This is a genomic window from Streptomyces sp. NPDC029151 (genome assembly GCF_055564315.1).
In genome coordinates this window covers 1,038,022-1,059,195 of sequence record NZ_JBVHWQ010000001.1, presented here as the reverse complement: position 1 = coordinate 1,059,195, position 21,174 = coordinate 1,038,022, and the positions used below count along the sequence as shown (strand labels likewise).

The following is a 21,174-nucleotide window of genomic DNA, read 5'->3' as shown; positions in this document are numbered from 1 at the left end:
AGTGGCGGGCGGCACAGATCGTTTGCGGACAGCCGTGGGGAGAGAGGGCCTGGGCCATGGACCGTGGCAGCGAGCGGGACGCAGTTCCCGGGCGCGGCGCCGGCGACATCGCGGCGGGCCGGATTCCGCTGGCCGTGGTCGTCGTCGACCGCGCCGGGCTGGTGTCCCACTGGAGCAGCGGCGCACGGCGTATGTTCGGCGTGAGCCGGGAGGACGCCGTGGGTCGCACGGCGGCCGACCTGCTGCCGGTCGCCGGCACCCTCCCGGACGACCCACCGGCCGAGGCGATGCCCGCCGACGCGATGCCCGCGGACACGATGACGGCCGACGCGATGACGGCCGACGCGATGACGGCCGACTTCGCGGCCTACGACCCCGTGGCGTACGACGGACCCGGCCCCGACCTGGAGACCTCGCTCGGCGGGTCCACCGGCTACGCCACCGCGGGCCGCGCCCGGCTCTGCCCGCCCGGGCAGCCGTCCGGCGACGAGCGGCTCGACGTGCTGTGGTGGGCCTACCCGCTGGTCGGCCCCGGGCCCTCCCGGCTGCTCGTGCTCGCCGCCGACGCCACCCGGCTGCGCGACGAACGCGGCTACGACGACGAGACCGCCGAGCGCATCTCGCCCGGCTTCGCCCGCCACACCGAACTGCCCGCCTCCGAGGAACTCGAACGGCGCCTGCCCGACATCCTGCCCAACATGGGCCCCGGGCTCAGCGCCCGGATCGTCGCCCAGGTCCTGGAACTCGGCTACCCGGTCCTGGAGTTCAGCCAGTTCGAGCGGGTCCCCGTGAGCCCGGACTGGGGCGTCCCCCGCCGTCCCGGGCGCAGCCGCGCCGCGGCAGCCCAGCCGGCCGCGGCCGTCGTACCCGCGCAGCGGACGGCCGCCGTGGTCCCCGCCGGCGCGGAACGGGACCTGGAGTACGCCGCCGTCCGCGAGCGGCTGGAGTTCCTCAACGAGGTCAGCTCCCGCATCGGCTCCTCCCTGGACCTCGGCGAGACCATCCGCGAGGTCACCAGCGCCGCCGTACCCCGGTTCGCGGACTTCGCCGGCACCCATCTGCGCGCCGCGGTGCTGGCCGGCGAGGGCTTCCCGGACGGCCCGCCGGACGCCACCACCATGATGTTCCGCGTCTGGGTCGAGCACAACGACGAACCGGGCCGCTGGGACGACACCGTGCCCGTCGGCGAGGCCTTCGCCTTCCCCGAGCACACGCCGTTCTACCAGTGCATGGTCACCGGCGAACCCGTCCTCGTCCCGCGGGTCACCGAGGAGCTGTCCGAGCGGATCTCCGGCGAGTTCGAGAAGCGCGACCTCCGCCCGCTCATCGGCGGCCGGTCCCTGCTGATCGTCCCCCTCAAGGCACGCAACGTCGTCCTCGGCTTCATGGTGCTCATGCGCCGCCCCGACCGGCCGCAGTTCGACGACATGGACCGCACCACCGGCGCCGAACTCGCCGCCCGCGCGGGCCTCGTGCTCGACAACGCCCGCATGTACACCTACCAGGAGAACGTCGCCGACACCCTCCAGGACAGCATGCTGCCCCGGGTCGCCCCGCGGATGGCCGGCTGCGACATCGCCACCCGCTACCTGCCCGGCACCCGGCTCGGCCGGATCGGCGGCGACTGGTTCGACACCATCAAGCTGCCCGGCTCCCGCACCGCCCTCGTCGTCGGCGACGTCATGGGGCACGGTCTCAACTCGGCCGCCATGATGGGCCAGTTGCGCACCGCCGTGCAGACCATGGCCGCCATGGAGACCCCGCCCGCCCAGCTGCTGCGCCACCTGGACGACCTGGCCCGCAGACTCGGCGACAGCTACCTCGCCACCTGCCTGTACGCGGTCTACGACCCGATCCGCGGCGACCTGACCCTCGCCAACGCCGGCCACATCCCGCCCGTGCTGGTGCGCGCCGAGGACGGCGGCAGCGAACTCCTCGACCTGCCCACCGGTGCCCCGATCGGCGTCGGCGGGGTCCCGTTCGAGGCCACCCGGGTCAGGGTCCGGCCCGGCGACCGCCTGGTGCTGTGCACCGACGGCCTGGTCGAGGTGCGCGGCACCGACATCGGCGAGGGTCTCGCCGCCCTCTGCGAGTCCGCCGCCCACCCCGCGGCCTCGATGGACGACGCCTGCGACACCATCATCCGTGCCCTCAACACGCACGGCGGACGCAAGGACGACGTCGCCCTGCTCATGGCCCGCCTCAACGGCATCCCCGACGACCACGTCGCCGAGTGGCGGCTCGACCCGGATCCGCGCGAGGTGGCCCGCGCCCGCCGTCTGGTCCGCGAGCGCCTGCTCGACTGGGGTCTGCCGCAGGCCGTGGAGACGGCCGAACTCCTGGTCAGCGAGGTCGTCACCAACGCCGTCCGGCACGCCGGGAGCGACCGGATCGGGCTGCGGGTGGTCCGCACCAACGCGCTGCTGTTCGAGGTCACCGACGACGAACCGGCCCTGCCCGCCATGCTGAGCGCCGGCCCCCACGACGACGCCGGCCGCGGACTGCGCGTGGTGAGCCGGCTGGCCCGGGAGTGGGGTGCCACCGCCACCGGGCACCGGAAGACCGTCTGGTTCGAACAGGCCCTCCCCGTCTCGTGAAGACATCGGCCCGGCTCTTGCCCCGGGCCGTGAGACCGCGATATCCCGATCACGGAATCGAACCGTGGGGAGATCGTATGAACGTCTCGGAGAACTACCGTCAATCGTGGGAGAGTTACTGGAGCGAGACCTCCGACGCCCGGGGCGAGGCGATATGGGACTCCGATCCCGCCCTGAGCGCCGCGCCGCACAGCGAACTGCTCCTGCCGCACGCCGACCCGGACCGGACCATCGTCGACCTCGGCTGCGGCAACGGCACCCAGACCCGCTACCTGGCCACCCGGTTCGCCCACGCCGTCGGCGTCGACCTCTCGCACGCCGCCGTCGAGCACGCCCGCCGTGCCGCGAACGGCGCCCCCGTCGAGTTCCGGCAGCTCGACCTCACCGACACCGACGCCGTGCGCGCCCTCCACCACAAGCTCGGCGACGTCCACGTCTACATGCGGGCCGTGATCCACCAGAGCGAACCCGCCGCCCGGCCCGCCGTGGCCGCCGCCGTCGCCGAGCTGATCGGCACCGAGGGACGCGCCTTCGTGGTCGAACTCACCTCCGGCTCCCGGGAGGTCCTGAAGCGGGCCGCGTCCGAGCCGGGCGGCCCGGGCCCCAAGCTCCGGCGCGTCTTCCACCACGGCCTCAAGCCCGCCGACGCCCCCGACGACGAGATCCCCCTCCTGCTCGCCGGGGCCGGCCTCACCGTCCTGGCCGAGGGCCGGACGACCGTGCCGCAGACCGAGCACCTCGCCGACGGCACCCGGATCGACCTGCCGGCCCACTGGTACGTCCTCGGCGGGGCCTGACCGGAGCCGGGGCCGCTTCCCCGGCGCGGTCGTAGCCTGGCCGCCACTCTGCGCGTAACGTGACGGAGCATGAAGATCCTCATCAGTGCCGACATGGAGGGTGCCACCGGCGTCACCTGGCCCGCCGACGTGCTGCCGGGGACGCCGCAGTGGGAGCGGTGCCGGCCGATGTTCACCTCCGACGTGAACGCCGCCGTGGAGGGCTTCTTCGACGGCGGGGCGGAGCGCGTACTGGTCAACGAGGCCCACTGGACCATGCGCAACCTGCTCCTGGAGCGGCTCGACGAGCGGGTCGAGATGCTCACCGGCCGGCACAAGGCGCTGTCGATGGTGGAGGGCGTCCAGCACGGTGACGTCGACGGCGTCGCGTTCGTCGGCTACCACGCGGGCGCCGGCATGGAGGGCGTCCTCGCCCACACCTACCTCGCGAACCAGATCACCGGGGTGTGGCTGAACGACGTCCGGGCCAGCGAGGGTCTGCTCAACGCGCACGTCGTCGCCGAGTACGGGGTCCCGGTCGTCCTCGTCACCGGAGACGACGTGGCCTGCGAGGACGCCCTCGGCTATGCGCCGGAGGCACTGAAGGTGGCCGTCAAGGACCACGTGTCGCGGTACGCGGCCGTGTGCCGGACGCCGGCCAGGACCGCGGCCGACATCCGCGCGGCGGCCAAGGAGGCGGCCCGGCTGGCGGTCCGTCACGCACCGGCCGAGGCCGGGCCGTTCACGGTGGCCGTCGAGTTCGACGCCGAGCACCTCGCGATGGCCGCCACCGTCGTCCCCGGCGTGGCGCGGACCGGGGAGCGGAAGGTGGCCTACACCAGCGCCACCATGTACGAGGGGATCAGGACGTTCAAGGCGGTCACCACGATCGCCTCTGCCGCCGTGGAGGAGCAGTATGGCTGACCAGCAGGCCGACGACCTGGCCCTGGCCGAGGTCGTGGAGTTCACCTCCGGCCTGATCCGCATCGACACCACCAACCGCGGCGGCGGCGACTGCCGGGAGCGGCCCGCCGCCGAGTACGCGGCCGAGCGGCTGGCCGGGGCGGGCCTGGAACCGCTGGTGCTGGAGCGCACCCCGGGCCGCACCAACGTGGTGGCCCGGATCGAGGGCACCGATCCGTCCGCCGACGCGCTGCTGGTCCACGGCCATCTCGACGTCGTGCCCGCCGAGGCCGCCGACTGGCGGGTCCACCCCTTCTCCGGCGAGGTCCGGGACGGTGTGGTGTGGGGGCGCGGCGCCGTCGACATGAAGAACATGGACGCGATGATCCTGGCGGTCGTCCGGTCCTGGGCCCGGCAGGGCGTACGGCCCCGCCGCGACCTCGTCATCGCCTTCACCGCCGACGAGGAGGCCAGCGCCGAGGACGGCTCCGGGTTCCTCGCCGACCGGCACCCCGAGCTCTTCGAGGGCTGCACGGAGGGCGTCGGCGAGTCGGGCGGCTTCACCTTCCACGACGGGTCCGGCCGGGAGATCTACCCGATCGCCGCGGGGGAGCGGGGCACCGGCTGGCTGAAGCTCACCGCGCGGGGCCGGGCCGGGCACGGATCCAGGGTGAACCAGGAGAACGCGGTGACCCGGCTCGCCGCCGCCGTCACCCGCATCGGCGAACACGAGTGGCCGCTCCGCCTCACCCCGACCGTGCGGGCCGCCCTCACCCGGCTCGCCGCGCTGAACGGCATCGACGCCGACCTCACCGAGGTGGACCGCCTGCTGGAGAAACTCGGCCCGGCCGCCCGGCTGGTCGAGGCGACCGTCCGCAACAGCGCCAACCCGACGATGCTCCAGGCCGGGTACAAGGTCAACGTCATCCCCGGCGAGGCGGTCGCCCACGTGGACGGACGCTTCCTGGCGGGCGGCGAGGAGGAGTTCACCGCCACGCTGGACGAGCTGACGGGCCCGGACGTCCAGTGGGAGTTCGAGCACCGCGAAACGGCCCTCCAGGCACCCGTGGACACGCCCCTGTTCGCGCGGATGCGGGCCGCCGTCGAGGCGTTCGCGCCCGACGGGCACGTGGTGCCGTACTGCATGTCGGGCGGCACCGACGCCAAGCAGTTCTCCCGGCTCGGCATCACCGGCTACGGCTTCACCCCGCTGAAGCTGCCCCCGGACCTCGACTACCAGGCGCTCTTCCACGGCGTGGACGAACGCGTGCCCGTGGAGGCGCTGCACTTCGGGGTCCGGGTGCTGGACCGCTTCCTGCGGACGGCGTAGCCGATGGCGGACGAGGTGCTGACGTCCCCGTACGGATCATGGCCCTCCCCGATCGACGCGGCGCTCGCCGCCGCGCACGACGGGCGCCCCGACTGGGTGGGCTTCGTCGGGGACGAGGTCTGGTGGACCGAGCCCCGGCCGGCCGAGGGCGGCCGGCGGGCGCTGGTGCGGCGGCGGACCGACGGGGACGAGGAGACGGTGCTGCCCGCGCCGTGGAACGTGCGCAGCCGGGTCGTCGAGTACGGCGGACGGCCCTGGACCGGGGAGGTGCACGACGGCAGGCCGCTGGTCGTCTTCGTGCACTTCGCCGACCAGCGGCTGTACCGGTACGAACCCGGCGGCGAGCCCGTCCCGCTCACCCCCCTCTCCGCGCTGGGCGGCGGCCTGCGCTGGGCGGAGCCCCGGCTGGACCTCGCCCGCGGTGAGGTGTGGTGCGTGCTGGAGGAGTTCACCGGGGACGGCCCGGGCGAGGTGCGGCGGGTCCTGGCCGCCGTACCGCTGGACGGCTCGGCCGCCGGCGACCGCGGTGCCGTGCGCGAACTGCTCCTCTCCCGCCACCGCTTCGTCACCGGCGCCCGGCTCTCCCCGGACGGCCGGCGCGCCGCCTGGCTGGCCTGGGACCACCCGCGGATGCCGTGGGACGGAACGGAGCTGCTGGTCGCCGAGGTGACCGAGGACGGCCTGCTGAAGGACGCGCGGACCGTCGCCGGCGGACCGGACGAGGCCGTCGCCCAGGTCGAGTGGTCGGCGGCCGGCGGACTGCTGTACGCGAGCGACCGCAGCGGCTGGTGGAACCTCTACCGCGACGGCGTTCCCCTCTGCCCGCGCGAGGAGGAGTTCGGCGGGCCGCTGTGGCAGCTCGGGCTGCGCTGGTTCGCGCCGCTGGACGACGGGCTCCTCGCGGTCGTCCACGGCCGCGGACCGGCCGCGCTCGGCATACTCGACCCGGAGTCCGGCGAGATCGTCGACGCCGCCGGGCCGTGGACGGAGTTCACCGCCACCCTCGCCACCCACGGCGGACGCGTCGTCGCGGTCGGCGCCGGCCCGCGCACCGCCCACGAGGTGGTCGAACTCGACACCGCCACCGGCCGCACCCGCGTCATCGGCGCCCCGCACCGCGACCCCGTCGACCCGGCCTACTACCCGGAGCCGCTGACCCGCACCTTCCGCGGCCCGGACGGCCGCGAGGTGCACGCCCACCTCCACCCGCCGCACCACCCCGCCCGCACCGCACCCGACGGCGAGCTCCCGCCGTACGTCGTCTGGGCGCACGGCGGCCCCACCAGCCGGGCGCCGCTCGTGCTGGACCTCTCCATCGCCTACTTCACCTCCCGGGGCATCGGCGTCGCCGAGGTGAACTACGGCGGCTCCACCGGATACGGCCGGGCCTACCGGGAGCGGCTGCGCGAGCAGTGGGGCGTGGTCGACGTCGAGGACTGCGCCGCCGTCGCCCGCGCCCTCGCCGACGAGGGCACCGCCGACCCCGCCCGGCTGGCGATCCGCGGCGGCAGCGCCGGCGGCTGGACCGCCGCCGCCTCCCTGACCACGACCGACGTCTACGCCTGCGGCACCATCGTCTATCCGGTGCTCGACCTCGCCACCTGGGGCCCCGGCGAGACCCACGACTTCGAGTCCCGTTACCTGGAGTCGCTGGTCGGCCCGCTCGCCGAGGTCCCCGACCGGTACGCCGAACGCTCCCCGACCGCCCACGCCCACCGGCTCACCGCGCCCTTCCTGCTGCTCCAGGGCCTGGACGACGTCATCTGCCCGCCCGCCCAGTGCGCACGCTTCCTCGCCCGGATCGCCGGCCGCGGCGTGCCGCACGCCTACCTGGCCTTCGAGGGCGAGGGGCACGGGTTCCGCCGGGCCGATACGATGATCCGCGCCCTGGAGGCCGAACTGTCCCTGTACGCGCAGGTCTTCCGGCTGGAACCGCAACCCCGGGTACCGAAGGTGGAGCTGACCCCGTGAACCCACTCGTCCGTCCGCGCCGGCTGGCCCCCGGCGCACGGGTCGCCGTCGTCGCCACCAGCGGGCCGGTGCCCGAGGAACGGCTCCAGGCCGGCCTCGACGTGCTGCGCGGCTGGGACCTCGACCCGGTGGTCGGCCCCCACGTCCTGGACCGGCACCCCGGGTTCGGCTACCTCGCCGGCACGGACGCCGACCGCGCCGCCGACTTCCAGAACGCCTGGTGCGACCCCGCCGTGGACGCCGTGCTGTGCGCCCGCGGCGGCTACGGCGCACAGCGCATGATCGACCTGCTCGACTGGGACGCCCTGCGGGCCGCCGGGCCCAAGGTCTTCGTCGGCTTCAGCGACCTCACCGTGCTGCACGAGGCCATCGCCACCCGCCTGGGCCTGGCCACGCTGCACGGGCCGATGGCGGCCGGCATCGACTTCGTCAAGAACACCCGCGCCCAGGACCACCTGCGGGCCACGCTCTTCGCCCCCGAGACGGTCCGCACGATCACCTCCGGCGGCACGCCCCTGGTGTCCGGCCGGGCCCGCGGCACCACCCTCGGCGGCTGCCTCTGCCTGCTCGCCGCGGAACTGGGCACCCCGCACGCCCGGCCCTCCGCGCGCGGCGGACTGCTCTGCCTGGAGGACGTGGGCGAGGAGACGTACCGGCTGGACCGGTACCTCACCCAACTCCTGCGCTCCGGCTGGCTGGACGGCGTACGCGGGGTGCTGCTCGGCTCCTGGCGGGACTGCGCCGACCCCGCCCGGGTGCGGGCCCTGCTGGCCGACCGGCTGACCCCGCTCGGCGTCCCGGTCGTGGAGGACTTCGGATTCGGCCACTGCGACGGAGCGCTCACGATCCCCTTCGGGCTCGCTGCCGAACTCGACGCGGACGCGGCCACGCTGACCCTCGACGAGCCCGCCCTGCGCTGACGCCGTAGGCTGGCCGGATGCCGCACCCTCCGTCCCGGTACCTCGCCGAAGGCCCGCGCGTCGCCCTCCGCCCCTTCACCCCGCAGGACGGACCCGAGTTCACCGCGCGGGCCCGGGAGAGCAAGGACCTGCACCGGCCGTGGCTGTTCCCGCCGGACAGCGACGAGGCGTACGCCGACTACGCCGGCCGGCTCATCGCCGACCAGGACCGGGCCGGCTTCCTGGTGTGCGAGAAGGACAGCGGGGCCATCGCCGGCTTCATCAACATCAACAACATCGTGCGGGGCGGCTTCCAGTGCGGCGCCCTCGGTTACGGCGCCTTCGCGCACGCGGCCGGGCGGGGCCTGATGCGCGAAGGCCTGGAGCTGGTGATCGGGTACGCGTTCGGTCCGCTGGGCCTGCACCGGCTGGAGATCAACGTCCAGCCCGGCAACGCCGCCTCCATCGCCCTCGCCCGGGGCGCCGGATTCCGCCTGGAGGGCTTCTCCCCGGACATGCTCTACGTCGACGGAGCCTGGCGCGACCACGAACGCTGGGCCCTGACCAGCGAGATGCGCGGCGGGGCGGCTCAGCCCCGCTGATCCACGTACTCGAAGACCGACCCGTCCGGGTGCACCGCCAGCAGATTGCGGCCCGCCGGGGTCGGCACCGGCCCCGCGACGATCCTGGCGCCCAGCTCGTCGAGCAGCCGGTGGGCCTCCTCCACGTCCTGCACGGCGATCGTCGCCGCCACCCTGCGCAGGATCTCCAGCTCCGACTCCGGGCCGCTCATCAACAGGAAGGAGCCCACCGCGGCGACCTCCACGTCGCCGCGTCCGAAGCGCGAGGCTCTGCCGCCGGTCAGCCGCTCGTAGAAGGGGATCGCGGCTTCGAGGTCGTCGACGCAGATGCGCAGCGAGGCGCCCAGAATCTCCATGCGCACGAGCCTAGTTGGCGCCCGCGCCCGAGCGCAGGCCTGCGGGCGTTACCGGCCGTGTCCGGCGGGTACCCGCAGGGCATGGACCGTTCTGATCACCTGGAACATCTGGACAAGCACCTCGTCGAAGAGCTGGCTCAGGTGGCACGCGAGACGGTACGCGACGAACTGCGCGAGCAGTCCCGCAAGCGACGCCGCACGGCCGTGCTCTACGCCGCGTCCGGCGCCGTCGCGCTGTACGCGGGCGGCGCGCTGGCCCTCGCGGTGGGCCTGGCCCTGGCGGCCGGCCTGCCCGGCTGGGCCGCCGCACTGATCACCGCCGCGCTCCTCGGCGCCGCGGCCTACCTCCTGCGCGGCCTGGCCCACTCGGGGCACCGCCGGCACACCCCGCACGCCCCGGACCACGTGCTCGGCGGCACCCCGCCGGCCACTCCGCCGACGGGCCTCGGCATGCCGTACCCGCCGATGCCGGAGAGCCCGCCGGACACGCCGCACCACCGGGCCTGACCCGGATTCCGACAGAGATCCGACAGAGATCCGACAGAGATACACGGAGATACACAGAGACAGGGGGAGGGCGGGGCTGCGGCCCCGCCCTCCCCCTGCCGTTTCCGCTCATCCGTTGAGCTGGGGCAGCACCTTCGTCCGGTAGAAGTCGAAGAAGCCCCGCTGGTCCGGCCCGATCTGGTTCACGTACACCCGGTCGAACCCGGCGTCGTCGAACGCCCGCAGCGCCGCGACATGCGCGTCCACGTCGTCCCCGCACACCGTCTTCTCCCGGACCATGTCCTCGGTGACCAGCTCCTGCAGCTGCTCGAAGTGCCGCGGCGAGGGCAGCACCTGCCCCATCTCGCCGGGCAGCAGCTCGTTGTACCAGAGCCTGTGCACCGTACGGACACACGCGTCTCGGTCGGTGCCATAGCAGACCTTCGTGCCGCCGCTGACCAGCTTGGCCCCGCCGCCGCCCTTGCGGAACCGGGTGACCATCTCCTCCTCCGGCATCATCGTGATGTAGCCGTCGCCCACGCGGGCGGCGAGTGCCGTCGCCTTGGGGCCGAAACCGGAGATGTCGATGGGGACCGGTTCGTCGGGGACGGTGTAGAGGCGGGCGTTCTCCACGGTGTAGTAGGTGCCGTGGTGGTTGACCTCCTCGCCGGTGAACAGCCGGCGCATCACCTGGATCGACTCCTCCAGCATCTCCAGGCGCACGTGCAGCGGGGGCCAGCGGTCGCCGAGGATGTGCTCGTTCAGCGCCTCGCCGGTGCCCACGCCCAGCCGGAAGCGGCCCTCGGTCATCACCGCGCTGGTCGCCGCGGCCTGGGCCACGACCGCCGGGTGCGTGCGGATGGTCGGGCAGGTCACCGCCGTCTCGATGGGCAGCGACACCGCCTCCGACAGCGCCCCGATCACCGACCACACGAACGGGCTCTGCCCCTGCGCGTCGTTCCACGGATGGAAGTGGTCGGAGATCCACAGCGCCTGGAAACCGGCCTGTTCGGCCATCCGGGCCTGCTCGATCAGGGCAGCGGGGCTGTGCTCCTCGCTCGCCAGGAAATAGCCGTACTCGGGCATGGGGGAACCTCCGCGCGGGCGAAGCTCATGGGGGGTGATCCGGTCCCGGCCCGGGTAACCGTCGGCGACCGGGCGAAACGCCGGCATGGCGGCGCGCGGCGGCGAGGGCGTCGGGGTGCCCGGACCGGCGTACGGGTGAGCCGCCCGGCGTTTGGGTGCCCCGGCCCCGGTTACGCGGAAGACCTCGGACGAGCCACACCGCCGGAGGCGCACCGTGAGCCGACCTCGCGTGGTGATCATCGGCGCCGGTTTCGCCGGGTACCGGGCCGCCCGCACCCTGGCCCGGCTGACCCGGGACCGGGCCGACGTCACCGTGCTGAACCCGACCGACTACTTCCTGTACCTTCCGCTGCTGCCGCAGGTCGCCGCCGGGGTCCTGGAGGCGCGGCGGGTCACCGTGTCGCTGCCGGGCACACTGCGCGGGGTCCGCCTGGTGCTCGGCGAGGCCGACGGGGTCGACCTGGACGGGCGCACCGTTTATTACCGCGGCCCCGAGGGCGGTGCCGGCAGCCTCGGTTACGACCGGCTGGTGCTGGCCGTCGGCAGCGTCGACAAGCTGCTGCCGATCCCGGGTGTCGCCGAGCACGCGCACGGGTTCCGCGGGCTGCCCGAGGCGCTGTACCTGCGCGACCACGTGACCCGCCAGGTGGAACTCGCCGCCGACGAGAGCGACCCGGACACGAGCGCCGCCCGGTGCACCTTCGTGGTGGTCGGCGCCGGCTACACCGGCACCGAGGTGGCCGCCCAGCTGCAGATGCTCACCGGCCGGCTGGCCCGCCGGCACCCGCCGCCCGGCGGCGTGCGCCCCCGCTGGATGCTGCTGGACGTGGCACCGCGCGTGCTGCCCGAGCTGGACGAGCGGCTCTCCCGCACCGCCGACCGGGTGCTGCGGGGGCGGGGCGTCGACGTACGGACGGGCACCTCGGTGAAGGAGGCCACCCGGGACGGGGTGCTGCTCAGCGACGGGGAGTCCGTCGCCTCCCGGACCCTGGTGTGGTGCGTGGGCGTACGGCCCGATCCGCTGGTGGAGACCGTCGGGCAGCCGCTGGAACGCGGACGGCTGATCGTGGACCCGTACCTGCAACTGCCCGGTCGCACCGACGTGTACGCCTGCGGGGACGCGGCCGCCGTGCCCGACCTGGAGCGCCCCGGGGAGTTCACCCCCATGACGGCCCAGCACGCCTGGCGGCAGGGCCGGGTGGCCGGGGAGAACGTGGCCGGCTCGCTCGGCCTCGGCCGGCGCCGGCGCCCGTACCGCCACCGGGACCTGGGCTTCGCCGTCGACCTGGGCGGGGCCCGGGCCGCGGCCAACCCGTTCGGCGTCCCGCTGTCGGGCCCGGCGGCCGGCGCCGTGACCCGCGGCTACCACCTGGCCGCGCTGCCCGGCAACCGCGTCCGGGTCGCCGCCGACTGGCTGCTGGACGCCCTCCTTCCGCGCCAGGGCGTCCAGTTGGGCCTCGTACGGGCCTGGTCGGTGCCGTTGGACACGGCGTCACCGGAACTGGCGCGGGTACCGGACGGCTCGCAGCGGCCGTCCGTCCAGGCAGGAGAGGAACCCATGACGCACGAGTCGACACACAGACCGGAACCGGAACCGGAACGGCGGACGGCCACCGAGCCCGCGAGGAACCAGCCGGGCGGTGAACCGGCGAGGAACCAGCCGGGCGGCGAACCGGCCAGGAACCAGCCGGGCGGGGAGCCCGCGAAGAGCCGGCCGGGCGGCCCGGACCATCCGGCGCCCGGGCCCGTCAGGCGCACCGACGCCCCCGACCCCGCGGACCGCGACTGAGGCGCGCCACAGCGCCACAGCGCCACGAGACAGAGGAGATCCATGAAGACCGACGAACTCGCCGAACTGGGCCAGCAGCTGCGTGTGGACAGCGTGCGGGCGTCCGCCGCCGCGGGATCCGGACACCCCACGTCCTCGATGTCCGCCGCCGATCTGCTGGCCGTCCTGCTCGCCCATCACCTCCGCTACGACTTCGAGCGCCCCGAACACCCCGCGAACGACCGGTTCGTGCTGTCCAAGGGACACGCCTCGCCCCTGCTGTACGCCGCGTACAAGGCGGCCGGCGCGATCGAGGACGGCGAGCTGGTCACCTTCCGCAAGATCGGCAGCCGGCTGGAGGGCCATCCGACGCCCCGCCGCCTGCCGTGGGTGGAGACGGCCACCGGCTCGCTCGGCCAGGGCCTGCCCGTCGGCGTCGGCATCGCGCTCGCCGGGAAGCGGCTGGACCGCACCGGCTACCGGGTGTGGGTGCTGTGCGGCGACAGCGAGATGGCGGAGGGCTCGGTGTGGGAGGCCGCCGAACACGCCGGTCACGAGAACCTCGACAACCTGATCGTCATCGTCGACGCCAACCGGCTCGGCCAGCGCGGCCCCACCCGGCACGGCCACGACCTGGACGCCTACGCCCGCCGCTTCCAGGCCTTCGACTGGCACACCATCGAGATCGACGGCCACGACGTCGACGCCATCGACCGGGCCTACGGGGAGGCGCTGTCCACCACCGGGCAGCCCACCGCGATCCTCGCCCGCACCCTGAAGGGCAAGGGCGTGGCCGCCGTGGAGGACCGCGAGGGCCTGCACGGCAAGCCGCTGCCCGAGGCCGAGGAGGCCATCGCGGAACTCGGCGGTCAGCGCGACCTGCACGTGCGGGTGTCCGAACCGCAGGCCGCCGCCGCGCTGCGCTCCCTCACCACCGAGGCCGTCCAGCTGCCCCGCTACGACCAGGGCGACGAGGTCGCGACCCGGGACGCCTTCGGCACGGCCCTCGCGGCGCTCGGCACCGCCCGTGGCGACGTCGTCGCGCTGGACGGCGAGGTCGGCGACTCCACCCGCACCGAGGAGTTCGCCAAGGCGCACCCCGACCGGTTCTTCGAGTGCTACATCGCCGAGCAGCAGCTCGTCGCCACGGCGGTCGGCATGGCCGCGCGCGGCTGGACGCCGTTCGCCTCGACGTTCGCCGCGTTCCTCACCCGCGCCCACGACTTCGTGCGGATGGCCTCCATCAGCGGCTCCGGCCTCAACCTGGTCGGCTCGCACGCCGGTGTCGCGATCGGGCAGGACGGGCCCTCCCAGATGGGCCTGGAGGACCTCGCGATGTTCCGGTCCGTGTACGGCTCGACCGTGCTGTACCCCTGCGACGCCAACCAGACCGCCCGGCTGGTCGCGGCCATGGCCGGCCTGGACGGCATCCGCTACCTGCGCACCTCCCGCGGCAAGACCCCGGTGATCTACGGCCCCGACGAGGAGTTCCCGGTCGGCGGCAGCAAGACGCTGCGCTCCAGCGACGAGGACCGGCTGACGGTCGTCGCGGCCGGGGCGACCGTCCCCGAGGCGCTGGCCGCCGCCGACCGGCTCGCCGCCGACGGCATCCGGGTGCGGGTGATCGACCTGTACTCGGTCAAGCCCGTCGACGCCGCGACCCTGCACCGGGCGGCCGAGGACACCGGCTGCCTGCTCACCGTCGAGGACCACCACCCGGAGGGCGGCCTCGGGGACGCCGTCGCGGAGGCGTTCGGCGACGGCCGCCCCACGCCCCGCCTGGTGCGGCTCGCGGTGCGCACCATGCCGGGCTCCGCCGCGCCCGACGAGCAGCTGCACGCGGCCGGCATCGACGCCGTGGGCATCACGGCGGCGGCCAGGCTGCTGGTGGAGGAGGCGGTCGTGCGATGAGCCCCGGTGACGCGCGGACCCTGCGGGCGGGACGCCGTACGGTGGAGATCCAGCGGCCGGGGAAGGTGCTCTTCCCCGGCGGCGGGGGCGCGAAGGAGTACACCAAGGGCGACCTCGCCGACTACTACCGGTCCGTCGCGCCGTACATGCTGCCGCACCTGCGGGGCCGTCCGCTGATGCTGGAGCGGTATCCGGACGGCCTGGACGGCCAGCGCTTCATGCAGAAGAACACCCCGGACCACTACCCGCGGTGGATCACCCGCGCCGAGCTGGCCAAGGAGGGCGGCACGGTCACGCACGTCGTCTGCGACGACACCGCCACCCTCCTCTACCTCGCCGACCAGGCCTGTGTCACCCTGCACCGCTGGCTGTCGCGCACCGACCGGGCCGGCGGCCCCGACCACCCCGACCGGCTGGTCTTCGACCTAGATCCGGCCGGGGACGACTTCGCCGCCGTCCGGGACGCGGCCCGCTGGATGCGTGAGCTGCTGGACGAGCTGGGCCTGCCCGTGGCACCCATGACCACCGGCTCGCGCGGCCTGCACCTCGTCGTCCCGCTGGACGGCCGCGACGACTTCGACGCGGTGCGGCGGTTCGCCCACGACGTCGCCGGGCTGGCCGCCTCCCGGCACCCCGACCGGCTCACCACGGCGGCCCGCAAGCAGGACCGGGCGGACCGCCTCTACCTGGACGTGCAGCGCAACGGCTACGCCCAGACCGCCGTCGCCCCCTACACCGTCCGAGGCCGCCCGGGCGCCCCGGTCGCCGTACCCCTAGCCTGGGAACAGGTGGACGATCCGGCGCTGGACGCCCGCCGGTGGAACATCGCCGACGCCCTTGACCAGGCCCGGACCCAACCGTGGGGCGACCTGCCCCACCGTGGCCGCTCCCTGGCCCCGGCCAGACGCCGTCTCGACGACTTGCGCTCCTGAGGTTTGGCCAAGGGAGGAACGGCCACACGCAGGGGAGAGGTGGCCATGTCGAACACAAACAGCACATCGGATTCACAGAGTTCACAGAAAGCACAGGACTCTCAGCACTCCCAGAACTCCGACAACACGCACGACACGCAGGGCGGAACCCACCGCGAGGCGAAGAGCCGGCGGCCGACCCCCATGGAGGTGCTGCGCCAGGCGCGCAGCCAGCTCGCCGAGCTCACCGGACACACTCCCGAGTCCGTCTCCTCCTTCGAGGAGACCGAGGACGGCTGGGCCGTGGAGGTCGAGGTCCTGGAACTCGCCCGGGTCCCGGACACGATGAGCCTGATGGCGAGCTACCAGGTCGAGCTCGACCCGGAGGGCCAGCTCACCGGCTACCGCCGTGTCCGCCGCTACGAACGCGGCAGGGCCGATGCGCGCGGTGGCCGCTGAGCCACGGCGCGTGCTTCCCGCCCGCGAAGACCGTGCACCCACTACGCAGGAGGAGGAATCGCCGGCATGACTGTTGTTCCGGCACAGCAGACCGGAGGCGGAGGCGGCAGCAGCGGCCTCTACGACGTACTTGAGCTGGTCCTGGACCGAGGGCTCGTGATCGACGCGTTCGTCCGCGTCTCCCTGGTCGGCATCGAGATCCTGAAGATCGACGTCCGCGTCGTCGTGGCCAGCGTCGACACCTACCTGCGCTTCGCCGAGGCGTGCAACCGCCTGGACCTGGAGTCGGGTCCGCACAAGAACCCGGGCCTGCCCGACCTCGTGGGCGAGATCACCGAGTCCGGCGCCCGCGGCAAGTCCAAGGGCGCGCTGTCCGGCGCCGCGCAGACCATATCCGACGCCTTCAACCAGGCGCGCCAGGAAGGGGAGACCGAGTCCAGGCCGCGCCGGAAGGCTCCGGCGCGCCGTAAGGAGGAGCAGGAGTGAGCACCTACGTCTACGGGATCACCGCCCGGTCCCACCCGGCGCTGCCCGAGGGCATGACCGGGGTGGGCGAGCCGCCGCGCACCATCCGCGTGCTCACCGCGGGTGACCTGGCCGCCGTGGTCAGTGACGCTCCCGAGGACCTGCGCCCCAAGCGCCGGGACCTGCTGGCGCACCAGAACGTGCTCGCCGAGGCGGGCGCGGGCGGCTGTGTGCTGCCGATGCGGTTCGGCAGCGTCGCCGACGACGACGACGCCGTCACCCAGGTGCTCACCGAGCGGACCGACCACTATCTGGAGCGGCTGCGCGAGCTGGACGGCAAGGTCGAGTACAACGTCAAGGCCACGCACGTCGAGGAGGCCGTCCTGCACCTGGTGATGGCCGAGAACGCGGACGTCCGCGCCCTCGCCGAGGCCAACCGCAGGGCCGGTGGTGGCAGCTACGACGACAAGATCCGCCTCGGTGAGATGGTCGCCTCCGCCGTGAAGGCCAGGGAGGCCGAGGACGCGCAGGAGGTCCAGGGGCTGCTCGCACCGTCCGCCTCCGCCGTCAGCGTGGGCCCCGAGTCCACCGGCTGGCTGCTGAACGTGTCGTTCCTGGTGGCCCGGAGCACGGCCGAGGAGTTCCTCGCCACCGCCGAGCAGGTCCGCAAGAGCCACCCCCATCTGGAGCTGAGGGTCAACGGGCCGCTGCCGCCGTACAGCTTCGTCGAGCCCGGCCCGGCACAGCCCGCCGGCAGCACGGCCGGCGCGGACGCCGGCGCGCAGTAGCGCTCTCGGCCCGGACGGAAAGGAGAACGCCATGGGGCTGATCAGCGAAGTGCTGATGCTGCCGTTCGCACCCGTGCGCGGCAGCGCGTGGGCCGTCAGGCAGGTGCTCCGCGAGGCGGAACGGATCTACTACGACCCCGCCACCGTACGGGCCGAACTCGCCCGCCTGGAAGAGCAGTTGGAGGCCGGCGAGATCACCGCGGAGGAGTTCGACCGACGCGAGGACGAACTCCTCGACCGGCTGGAGACCACGATGCGCTCCGGCGACACCACAGGCAACGGGACGTGACATGAACCGAACCGCATTGGGCCTCGCCGTAGGGGCCGGATACATGCTCGGACGTACCAAGAAACTCAAAATGGCCCTCGCGGTCGGCTCCCTGGTGGCGGGGAAGAAGCTGAACCTCAGCCCGCGCATGCTCGCGGACCTGGTGAACCAGCAGCTGAAGAACAATCCGCAGTTCAAGGAGATCGGCGACCAGCTGCGCCAGGACCTGCGGGGCGTCGGCAAGGCGGCATCCGGCGCGGTCGCCGAACGGCAGATCAACGCGCTCGCCGACCGGCTGCACGGCCGCACGGCGCAGGTGCGCGACCAGCTGTCCGGCATCGTGCCGTCCGGGTCCGACGAGGAGCCGGACGAGGAGGACGGCGAGGAGGAGGGTTCCCGGGAGCCCGCCGGCGACCGCGACGAGGAGCGTCGCGGGAAGAGGTCGCGGGACGACCGCTCGGGCGACGAGGAGCCGGCCCGGAAGGCTCCGGCGAAGAAGACGGCGGCCAAGAAGGCCGCGGCCAAGAAGACGGCTCCCGCGAAGAAGACGGCGGCCAAGAAGACGAGCGCGGCCCGCAAGACGGCCGCGAAGAAGACGGCTTCGGCTGGGGACGCGGCCTCCCGCTCCGCCTCCCGGCAGTCGAAAGGCGGCGATGACCGATGACCGACACCCTCGGATCCGCCACCTCGGCGGCCGGCAAGGCCACGGGGGCCGCCACGGGCGGCCCGCTGAGCGGCCTCGCGCACAGTGAGGCAGCCGACCGGCTGAAGGAAGAAGTACAGGAGTACCTGTCCGCGCAGGCCCAGCGCATGCTGACGGGGCTCGGCCGCAAGCTCGGCGAGACCACCGTCAAGCTCAACGACATCGCCGAGGGCAACAGCCCGGGGTTCGCCAAACTCGCGCTCGAGGGCGGGCGCAAGCTCGCCGAGGGCAAGGGCCCGGTGCGCTCCGCCGTGGAACTGGGCGCCTCGCGCGCCAAGGAGAACGTCATGGGTGCGCTGAAGAGCCTCGGCGGCGGCAAGGGCAAGAAGGGCGGCGCAGGCAAGAAGCCCATGGTCATCCTGGAGTCCGTCGACGTCGGCGTGCCGCTGCGCACCGCCTACGACCAGTGGACCCAGTACCAGTCCTTCTCCTCCTTCGCCAAGGGCGTCAAGAGCGCCGGCCGCGCCGACGACACCCACTCCGACTGGCAGGCGAAGATCTTCTGGTCCAGCCGTAGCTGGAAGGCCAAGACGACCGAGCAGATCCCCGACTACCGCATCCAGTGGACCTCCGAGGGCGCCAAGGGCACCACCAAGGGTGTGGTCTCCTTCCACCGCCTGGAGGAGAACCTCACCCGGGTGCTGCTGGTCATGGAGTACTACCCCACCGGCCTCTTCGAGAAGACCGGCAACATCTGGCGCGCCCAGGGCCGCCGGGCCAGGCTGGACCTGAAGAACTTCGCCCGCTTCATCACCCTCAAGGGCGAGGCGGAGGACGGCTGGCGCGGGGAGATACGCGACGGCGAGGTGGTCCGCAGCCACGAGGACGCGATCGCGGCCGAGGAGTCCGAGGAGTCCGAGGAGTCCGAGGACCAGGCTCCGGAGGAGCCCGGGGAAGACGAAGAGGAAGAAGGCGAGGAAGAGGGCGAAGAGGAAGAGGGCGAAGAGGAAGAGGCCGGGGAGGACTCCGGGGAAGAGGAACCGGAGGCGGAGGCCGAGGAGGAGCCCGACGAGGACGAAAACGGCGAGGAAGGCGAGGAGGGCTCCTACGAGGACGAGGACGAGTACGAGGACGAGTACGACGAGAACGGCGACCAGGCGGCCGAGGACGAGAACGGCGAGGAGGGCGGCGACGAGCAGTACGAGGACGAGGACGAGGACGAGTACGAGGAAGAGGAGCCCGAGTACGCCGAGCGCGGGAGCCGTCGATGACGAGCCGCTTCCCCGAAGGCGGCCGATTCCCCGAGCCCTACGGCCAGGGCTCGGGGGCCAACCTCGCGGACATCCTGGAGCGCGTGCTCGACAAGGGTGTCGTCATCGCGGGTGACATCAGGATCAACCTGCTCGACATCGAACTGCTCACCATCAAACTGCGGCTCATCGTCGCCTCCGTCGACAAGGCCAAGGAGATGGGGATCGACTGGTGGGAGACCGACCCCGCGCTCTCCTCCCGGGCCCGCCGGGACGAGCTGACCCGGGAGAACGCCGAGCTGCGCGAACGGCTCGCGCGGCTGGAGGAACTGGAGTCGGGGCGCGCCCCGAAGGAGGCACCATGACAGGACTGCGGTACGTGTACGCCGTCTGCCGCCCCTTCCGGACGCCGTTGCAGGCCCAGCTGACGGGTGTCGCGGGTGCCCCGGCGGCGCTGCTGCACCACCACGGGCTGGTCGCGGTCGTCAGTACGGTCCCGGAGGCGGACTTCTGCGAGGAGGCGCTGAAGGCCCATCTGGAGGACCTGGACTGGCTGGCCGCGACCGCCCGCGCCCACCAGCAGGTGGTCGACGCGCTCACCACGGTCACCACTCCGCTGCCGCTGCGGCTCGCGACCGTCTTCCGCGACGACAGCGCCCTCCGGACGATGATCGAGGCCCGCGAGGACGACTTCCGGCGGCTGCTCGACCGGCTGGACGGCCGGGTCGAGTGGGGGGTGAAGGTGTATCTGGAGCCCGAGCCCGAGCCCGCGCGGGCCGAGCCCGCCGCGGCGCGGCCCGTCAGCGGGCGGGACTACCTGCGCAGCCGGCGCGAGCGCAGCCACGCGCAGGAGGAGAGGTGGCAGCGGGCCGAGCGGTTCGCGCATTCCCTGCACGGACGCCTCACCGAACGGGCCGAGGACGTCCGGCTGCACCGCCCGCAGAACTCCGCGATCTCCGGCGCCACGGGACAGAACGTGCTCAACGCCGCCTATCTCGTGCCGCGAGCCCATTCCGAGGAATTCGTGGAACTCGTGGACCGGACGAAGGACGAAGCACCGGGAATCAGGGTCGAACTCACCGGCCCGTGGGCCGCGTACTCGTTCTCCGGTGAGGAATCTGGAGCACAGGACGGGGCGGAGACCGGAGCGGAACCCGCGGCGGCGGCCGGAGCCGGATCCGGTGTGACCTCCGGAGCGGAATCCGGAACGGGACCGGGGGAGGGGCGGTGACCGTAGTCGAGCGTCGCGAGATCGCGCTGGTCGACCTGCTGGACCGGCTGCTGGCCGGCGGAGTCGTCATCACCGGCGACATCACCTTGCGCATCGCGGACGTCGACCTCGTCCGCATCGACCTGAACGCACTGATCAGCTCCGTGAACGCGCAGGTACCGTCGCCCTTCGAGGAGCTCGCATGACCGCCCAGAGCCGGCGCAAACGTCTCGACCTGGAACCCGACACCGTCGAACGCGACCTGGTGAAGCTCGTGCTGACCGTGGTCGAGCTGCTGCGCCAGCTCATGGAGCGGCAGGCGGTGCGCCGCTTCGACACGGGTGACCTGACCGAGGAGCAGGAGGAGCGGATCGGGCTCACCCTGATGCTGCTGGAGGACCGGATGGCCGAACTGCGGGACCGCTACGGCCTGCGGCCCGAGGACCTGAACCTGGACCTCGGGCCGCTCGGACCGCTGCTCCCCCGCGACGGGGCCTGACCGGCGCGGCCTGGCGC

The 21,174-nt window shown here is 73.3% G+C and carries 23 protein-coding genes; 21 read left to right on the top strand and 2 right to left on the bottom strand.

The genetic code is table 11. The features are described from left to right. Nucleotides 1–56 precede the first annotated feature (56 nt). The 7 genes from ACZ4VF_RS04140 to ACZ4VF_RS04110 all read left to right on the top strand — a co-directional run bounded on the left by ACZ4VF_RS04140 (nt 57) and on the right by ACZ4VF_RS04110 (nt 9,078). Nucleotides 57–2,597: a SpoIIE family protein phosphatase gene (locus ACZ4VF_RS04140; protein ID WP_467923067.1), complete on the top strand. Its 2,541-nt coding sequence runs from the start codon at nt 57–59 to the stop codon at nt 2,595–2,597. Nucleotides 2,598–2,674: 77 nt separating this feature from the next. Continuing rightward, nucleotides 2,675–3,394 carry a class I SAM-dependent methyltransferase gene (locus tag ACZ4VF_RS04135; RefSeq protein WP_467923066.1) on the top strand — a complete coding sequence of 240 codons (720 nt, stop codon included), beginning with the start codon at nt 2,675–2,677 and terminating at the stop codon, nt 3,392–3,394. A 69-nt stretch (nt 3,395–3,463) separates the two neighbouring features. Next, entirely contained in the window at nt 3,464–4,297 is an 834-nt protein-coding gene (locus tag ACZ4VF_RS04130; protein WP_467923065.1) for a M55 family metallopeptidase, read from the top strand. Then, nucleotides 4,290–5,606 carry a M20/M25/M40 family metallo-hydrolase gene (locus ACZ4VF_RS04125; RefSeq protein WP_467923063.1) on the top strand — a complete coding sequence of 439 codons (1,317 nt, stop codon included), beginning with the start codon at nt 4,290–4,292 and terminating at the stop codon, nt 5,604–5,606. Before ACZ4VF_RS04130 ends, ACZ4VF_RS04125 begins: the two co-directional genes overlap by 8 nt. Nucleotides 5,607–5,609: 3 nt before the next feature. After that, nucleotides 5,610–7,577, top strand: a complete 1,968-nt coding sequence (locus ACZ4VF_RS04120) for a S9 family peptidase (protein ID WP_467923061.1) — start codon at nt 5,610–5,612, stop codon at nt 7,575–7,577. Then, complete coding sequence (locus tag ACZ4VF_RS04115) at nt 7,574–8,497, top strand: S66 peptidase family protein (RefSeq protein WP_467923060.1); 924 nt, start codon at nt 7,574–7,576, stop codon at nt 8,495–8,497. Before ACZ4VF_RS04120 ends, ACZ4VF_RS04115 begins: the two co-directional genes overlap by 4 nt. 17 nt (nt 8,498–8,514) lie before the next feature. Beyond that, a complete protein-coding gene (locus ACZ4VF_RS04110) occupies nt 8,515–9,078 on the top strand; it encodes a GNAT family N-acetyltransferase (protein ID WP_467923058.1) in 564 nt (187 codons plus the stop codon). On the opposite strand, the gene ACZ4VF_RS04105 is transcribed toward ACZ4VF_RS04110, so the two are convergent. Further along, nucleotides 9,066–9,413 (bottom strand): VOC family protein, encoded by a 348-nt coding sequence (locus ACZ4VF_RS04105; protein ID WP_467923056.1) that lies wholly within the window; start codon nt 9,411–9,413, stop codon nt 9,066–9,068. The genes ACZ4VF_RS04110 and ACZ4VF_RS04105 overlap by 13 nt on opposite strands. 81 nt (nt 9,414–9,494) lie before the next feature. Between ACZ4VF_RS04105 and ACZ4VF_RS04100 the strand changes: the two genes are divergently transcribed. Next, nucleotides 9,495–9,920: a phage holin family protein gene (locus tag ACZ4VF_RS04100; RefSeq protein ID WP_467923054.1), complete on the top strand. Its 426-nt coding sequence runs from the start codon at nt 9,495–9,497 to the stop codon at nt 9,918–9,920. 108 nt (nt 9,921–10,028) lie between these two features. On the opposite strand, the gene ACZ4VF_RS04095 is transcribed toward ACZ4VF_RS04100, so the two are convergent. Then, complete coding sequence (locus ACZ4VF_RS04095) at nt 10,029–10,985, bottom strand: LLM class F420-dependent oxidoreductase (protein WP_467923052.1); 957 nt, start codon at nt 10,983–10,985, stop codon at nt 10,029–10,031. Nucleotides 10,986–11,199: 214 nt separating this feature from the next. On the opposite strand from ACZ4VF_RS04095, the gene ACZ4VF_RS04090 reads away from it, so the two are divergent. The 13 genes from ACZ4VF_RS04090 (at nt 11,200) to ACZ4VF_RS04030 (ending at nt 21,157) form a co-directional block, all read left to right on the top strand. Continuing rightward, nucleotides 11,200–12,774 carry an NAD(P)/FAD-dependent oxidoreductase gene (locus tag ACZ4VF_RS04090; protein ID WP_467923051.1) on the top strand — a complete coding sequence of 525 codons (1,575 nt, stop codon included), beginning with the start codon at nt 11,200–11,202 and terminating at the stop codon, nt 12,772–12,774. Between the two features lie 42 nt (nt 12,775–12,816). Further along, nucleotides 12,817–14,664, top strand: a complete 1,848-nt coding sequence (locus ACZ4VF_RS04085; RefSeq protein ID WP_467923049.1) for a transketolase — start codon at nt 12,817–12,819, stop codon at nt 14,662–14,664. After that, nucleotides 14,661–15,596, top strand: coding sequence for a non-homologous end-joining DNA ligase (gene ligD / locus ACZ4VF_RS04080; RefSeq protein WP_467923048.1), 936 nt, complete (start codon nt 14,661–14,663; stop codon nt 15,594–15,596). The genes ACZ4VF_RS04085 and ligD overlap by 4 nt, the downstream gene beginning before the upstream one ends. 45 nt (nt 15,597–15,641) lie before the next feature. Beyond that, nucleotides 15,642–16,034, top strand: coding sequence for a gas vesicle protein GvpO (locus tag ACZ4VF_RS04075; protein WP_467923046.1), 393 nt, complete (start codon nt 15,642–15,644; stop codon nt 16,032–16,034). 66 nt (nt 16,035–16,100) lie between these two features. Further along, nucleotides 16,101–16,520, top strand: coding sequence for a gas vesicle structural protein GvpA (locus tag ACZ4VF_RS04070; RefSeq protein WP_467923045.1), 420 nt, complete (start codon nt 16,101–16,103; stop codon nt 16,518–16,520). Then, the gene (locus ACZ4VF_RS04065; protein WP_467923043.1) at nt 16,517–17,287 is read left to right on the top strand and encodes a GvpL/GvpF family gas vesicle protein; all 771 of its coding nucleotides are present in this window, start codon (nt 16,517–16,519) and stop codon (nt 17,285–17,287) included. Before ACZ4VF_RS04070 ends, ACZ4VF_RS04065 begins: the two co-directional genes overlap by 4 nt. A gap of 31 nt (nt 17,288–17,318) precedes the next feature. Continuing rightward, nucleotides 17,319–17,576: a gas vesicle protein GvpG gene (locus ACZ4VF_RS04060; protein WP_467923041.1), complete on the top strand. Its 258-nt coding sequence runs from the start codon at nt 17,319–17,321 to the stop codon at nt 17,574–17,576. Between the two features lies 1 nt (nt 17,577). Further along, nucleotides 17,578–18,219, top strand: a complete 642-nt coding sequence (locus tag ACZ4VF_RS04055) for a DNA primase (protein ID WP_467923039.1) — start codon at nt 17,578–17,580, stop codon at nt 18,217–18,219. Then, on the top strand, nt 18,216–19,469 hold the full coding sequence (locus ACZ4VF_RS04050; RefSeq protein WP_467923037.1) for an SRPBCC family protein: 1,254 nt from the start codon (nt 18,216–18,218) through the stop codon (nt 19,467–19,469). Before ACZ4VF_RS04055 ends, ACZ4VF_RS04050 begins: the two co-directional genes overlap by 4 nt. Next, nucleotides 19,466–19,813 (top strand): gas vesicle protein, encoded by a 348-nt coding sequence (locus ACZ4VF_RS04045; RefSeq protein ID WP_467923035.1) that lies wholly within the window; start codon nt 19,466–19,468, stop codon nt 19,811–19,813. The genes ACZ4VF_RS04050 and ACZ4VF_RS04045 overlap by 4 nt, the downstream gene beginning before the upstream one ends. Continuing rightward, a complete protein-coding gene (locus tag ACZ4VF_RS04040; RefSeq protein ID WP_467923033.1) occupies nt 19,810–20,679 on the top strand; it encodes a GvpL/GvpF family gas vesicle protein in 870 nt (289 codons plus the stop codon). The genes ACZ4VF_RS04045 and ACZ4VF_RS04040 overlap by 4 nt, the downstream gene beginning before the upstream one ends. After that, nucleotides 20,676–20,864, top strand: a complete 189-nt coding sequence (locus ACZ4VF_RS04035; protein WP_467923032.1) for a gas vesicle protein — start codon at nt 20,676–20,678, stop codon at nt 20,862–20,864. Before ACZ4VF_RS04040 ends, ACZ4VF_RS04035 begins: the two co-directional genes overlap by 4 nt. Further along, entirely contained in the window at nt 20,861–21,157 is a 297-nt protein-coding gene (locus tag ACZ4VF_RS04030) for a gas vesicle protein K (RefSeq protein WP_467923030.1), read from the top strand. The genes ACZ4VF_RS04035 and ACZ4VF_RS04030 overlap by 4 nt, the downstream gene beginning before the upstream one ends. Nucleotides 21,158–21,174: the final 17 nt, after the last annotated feature.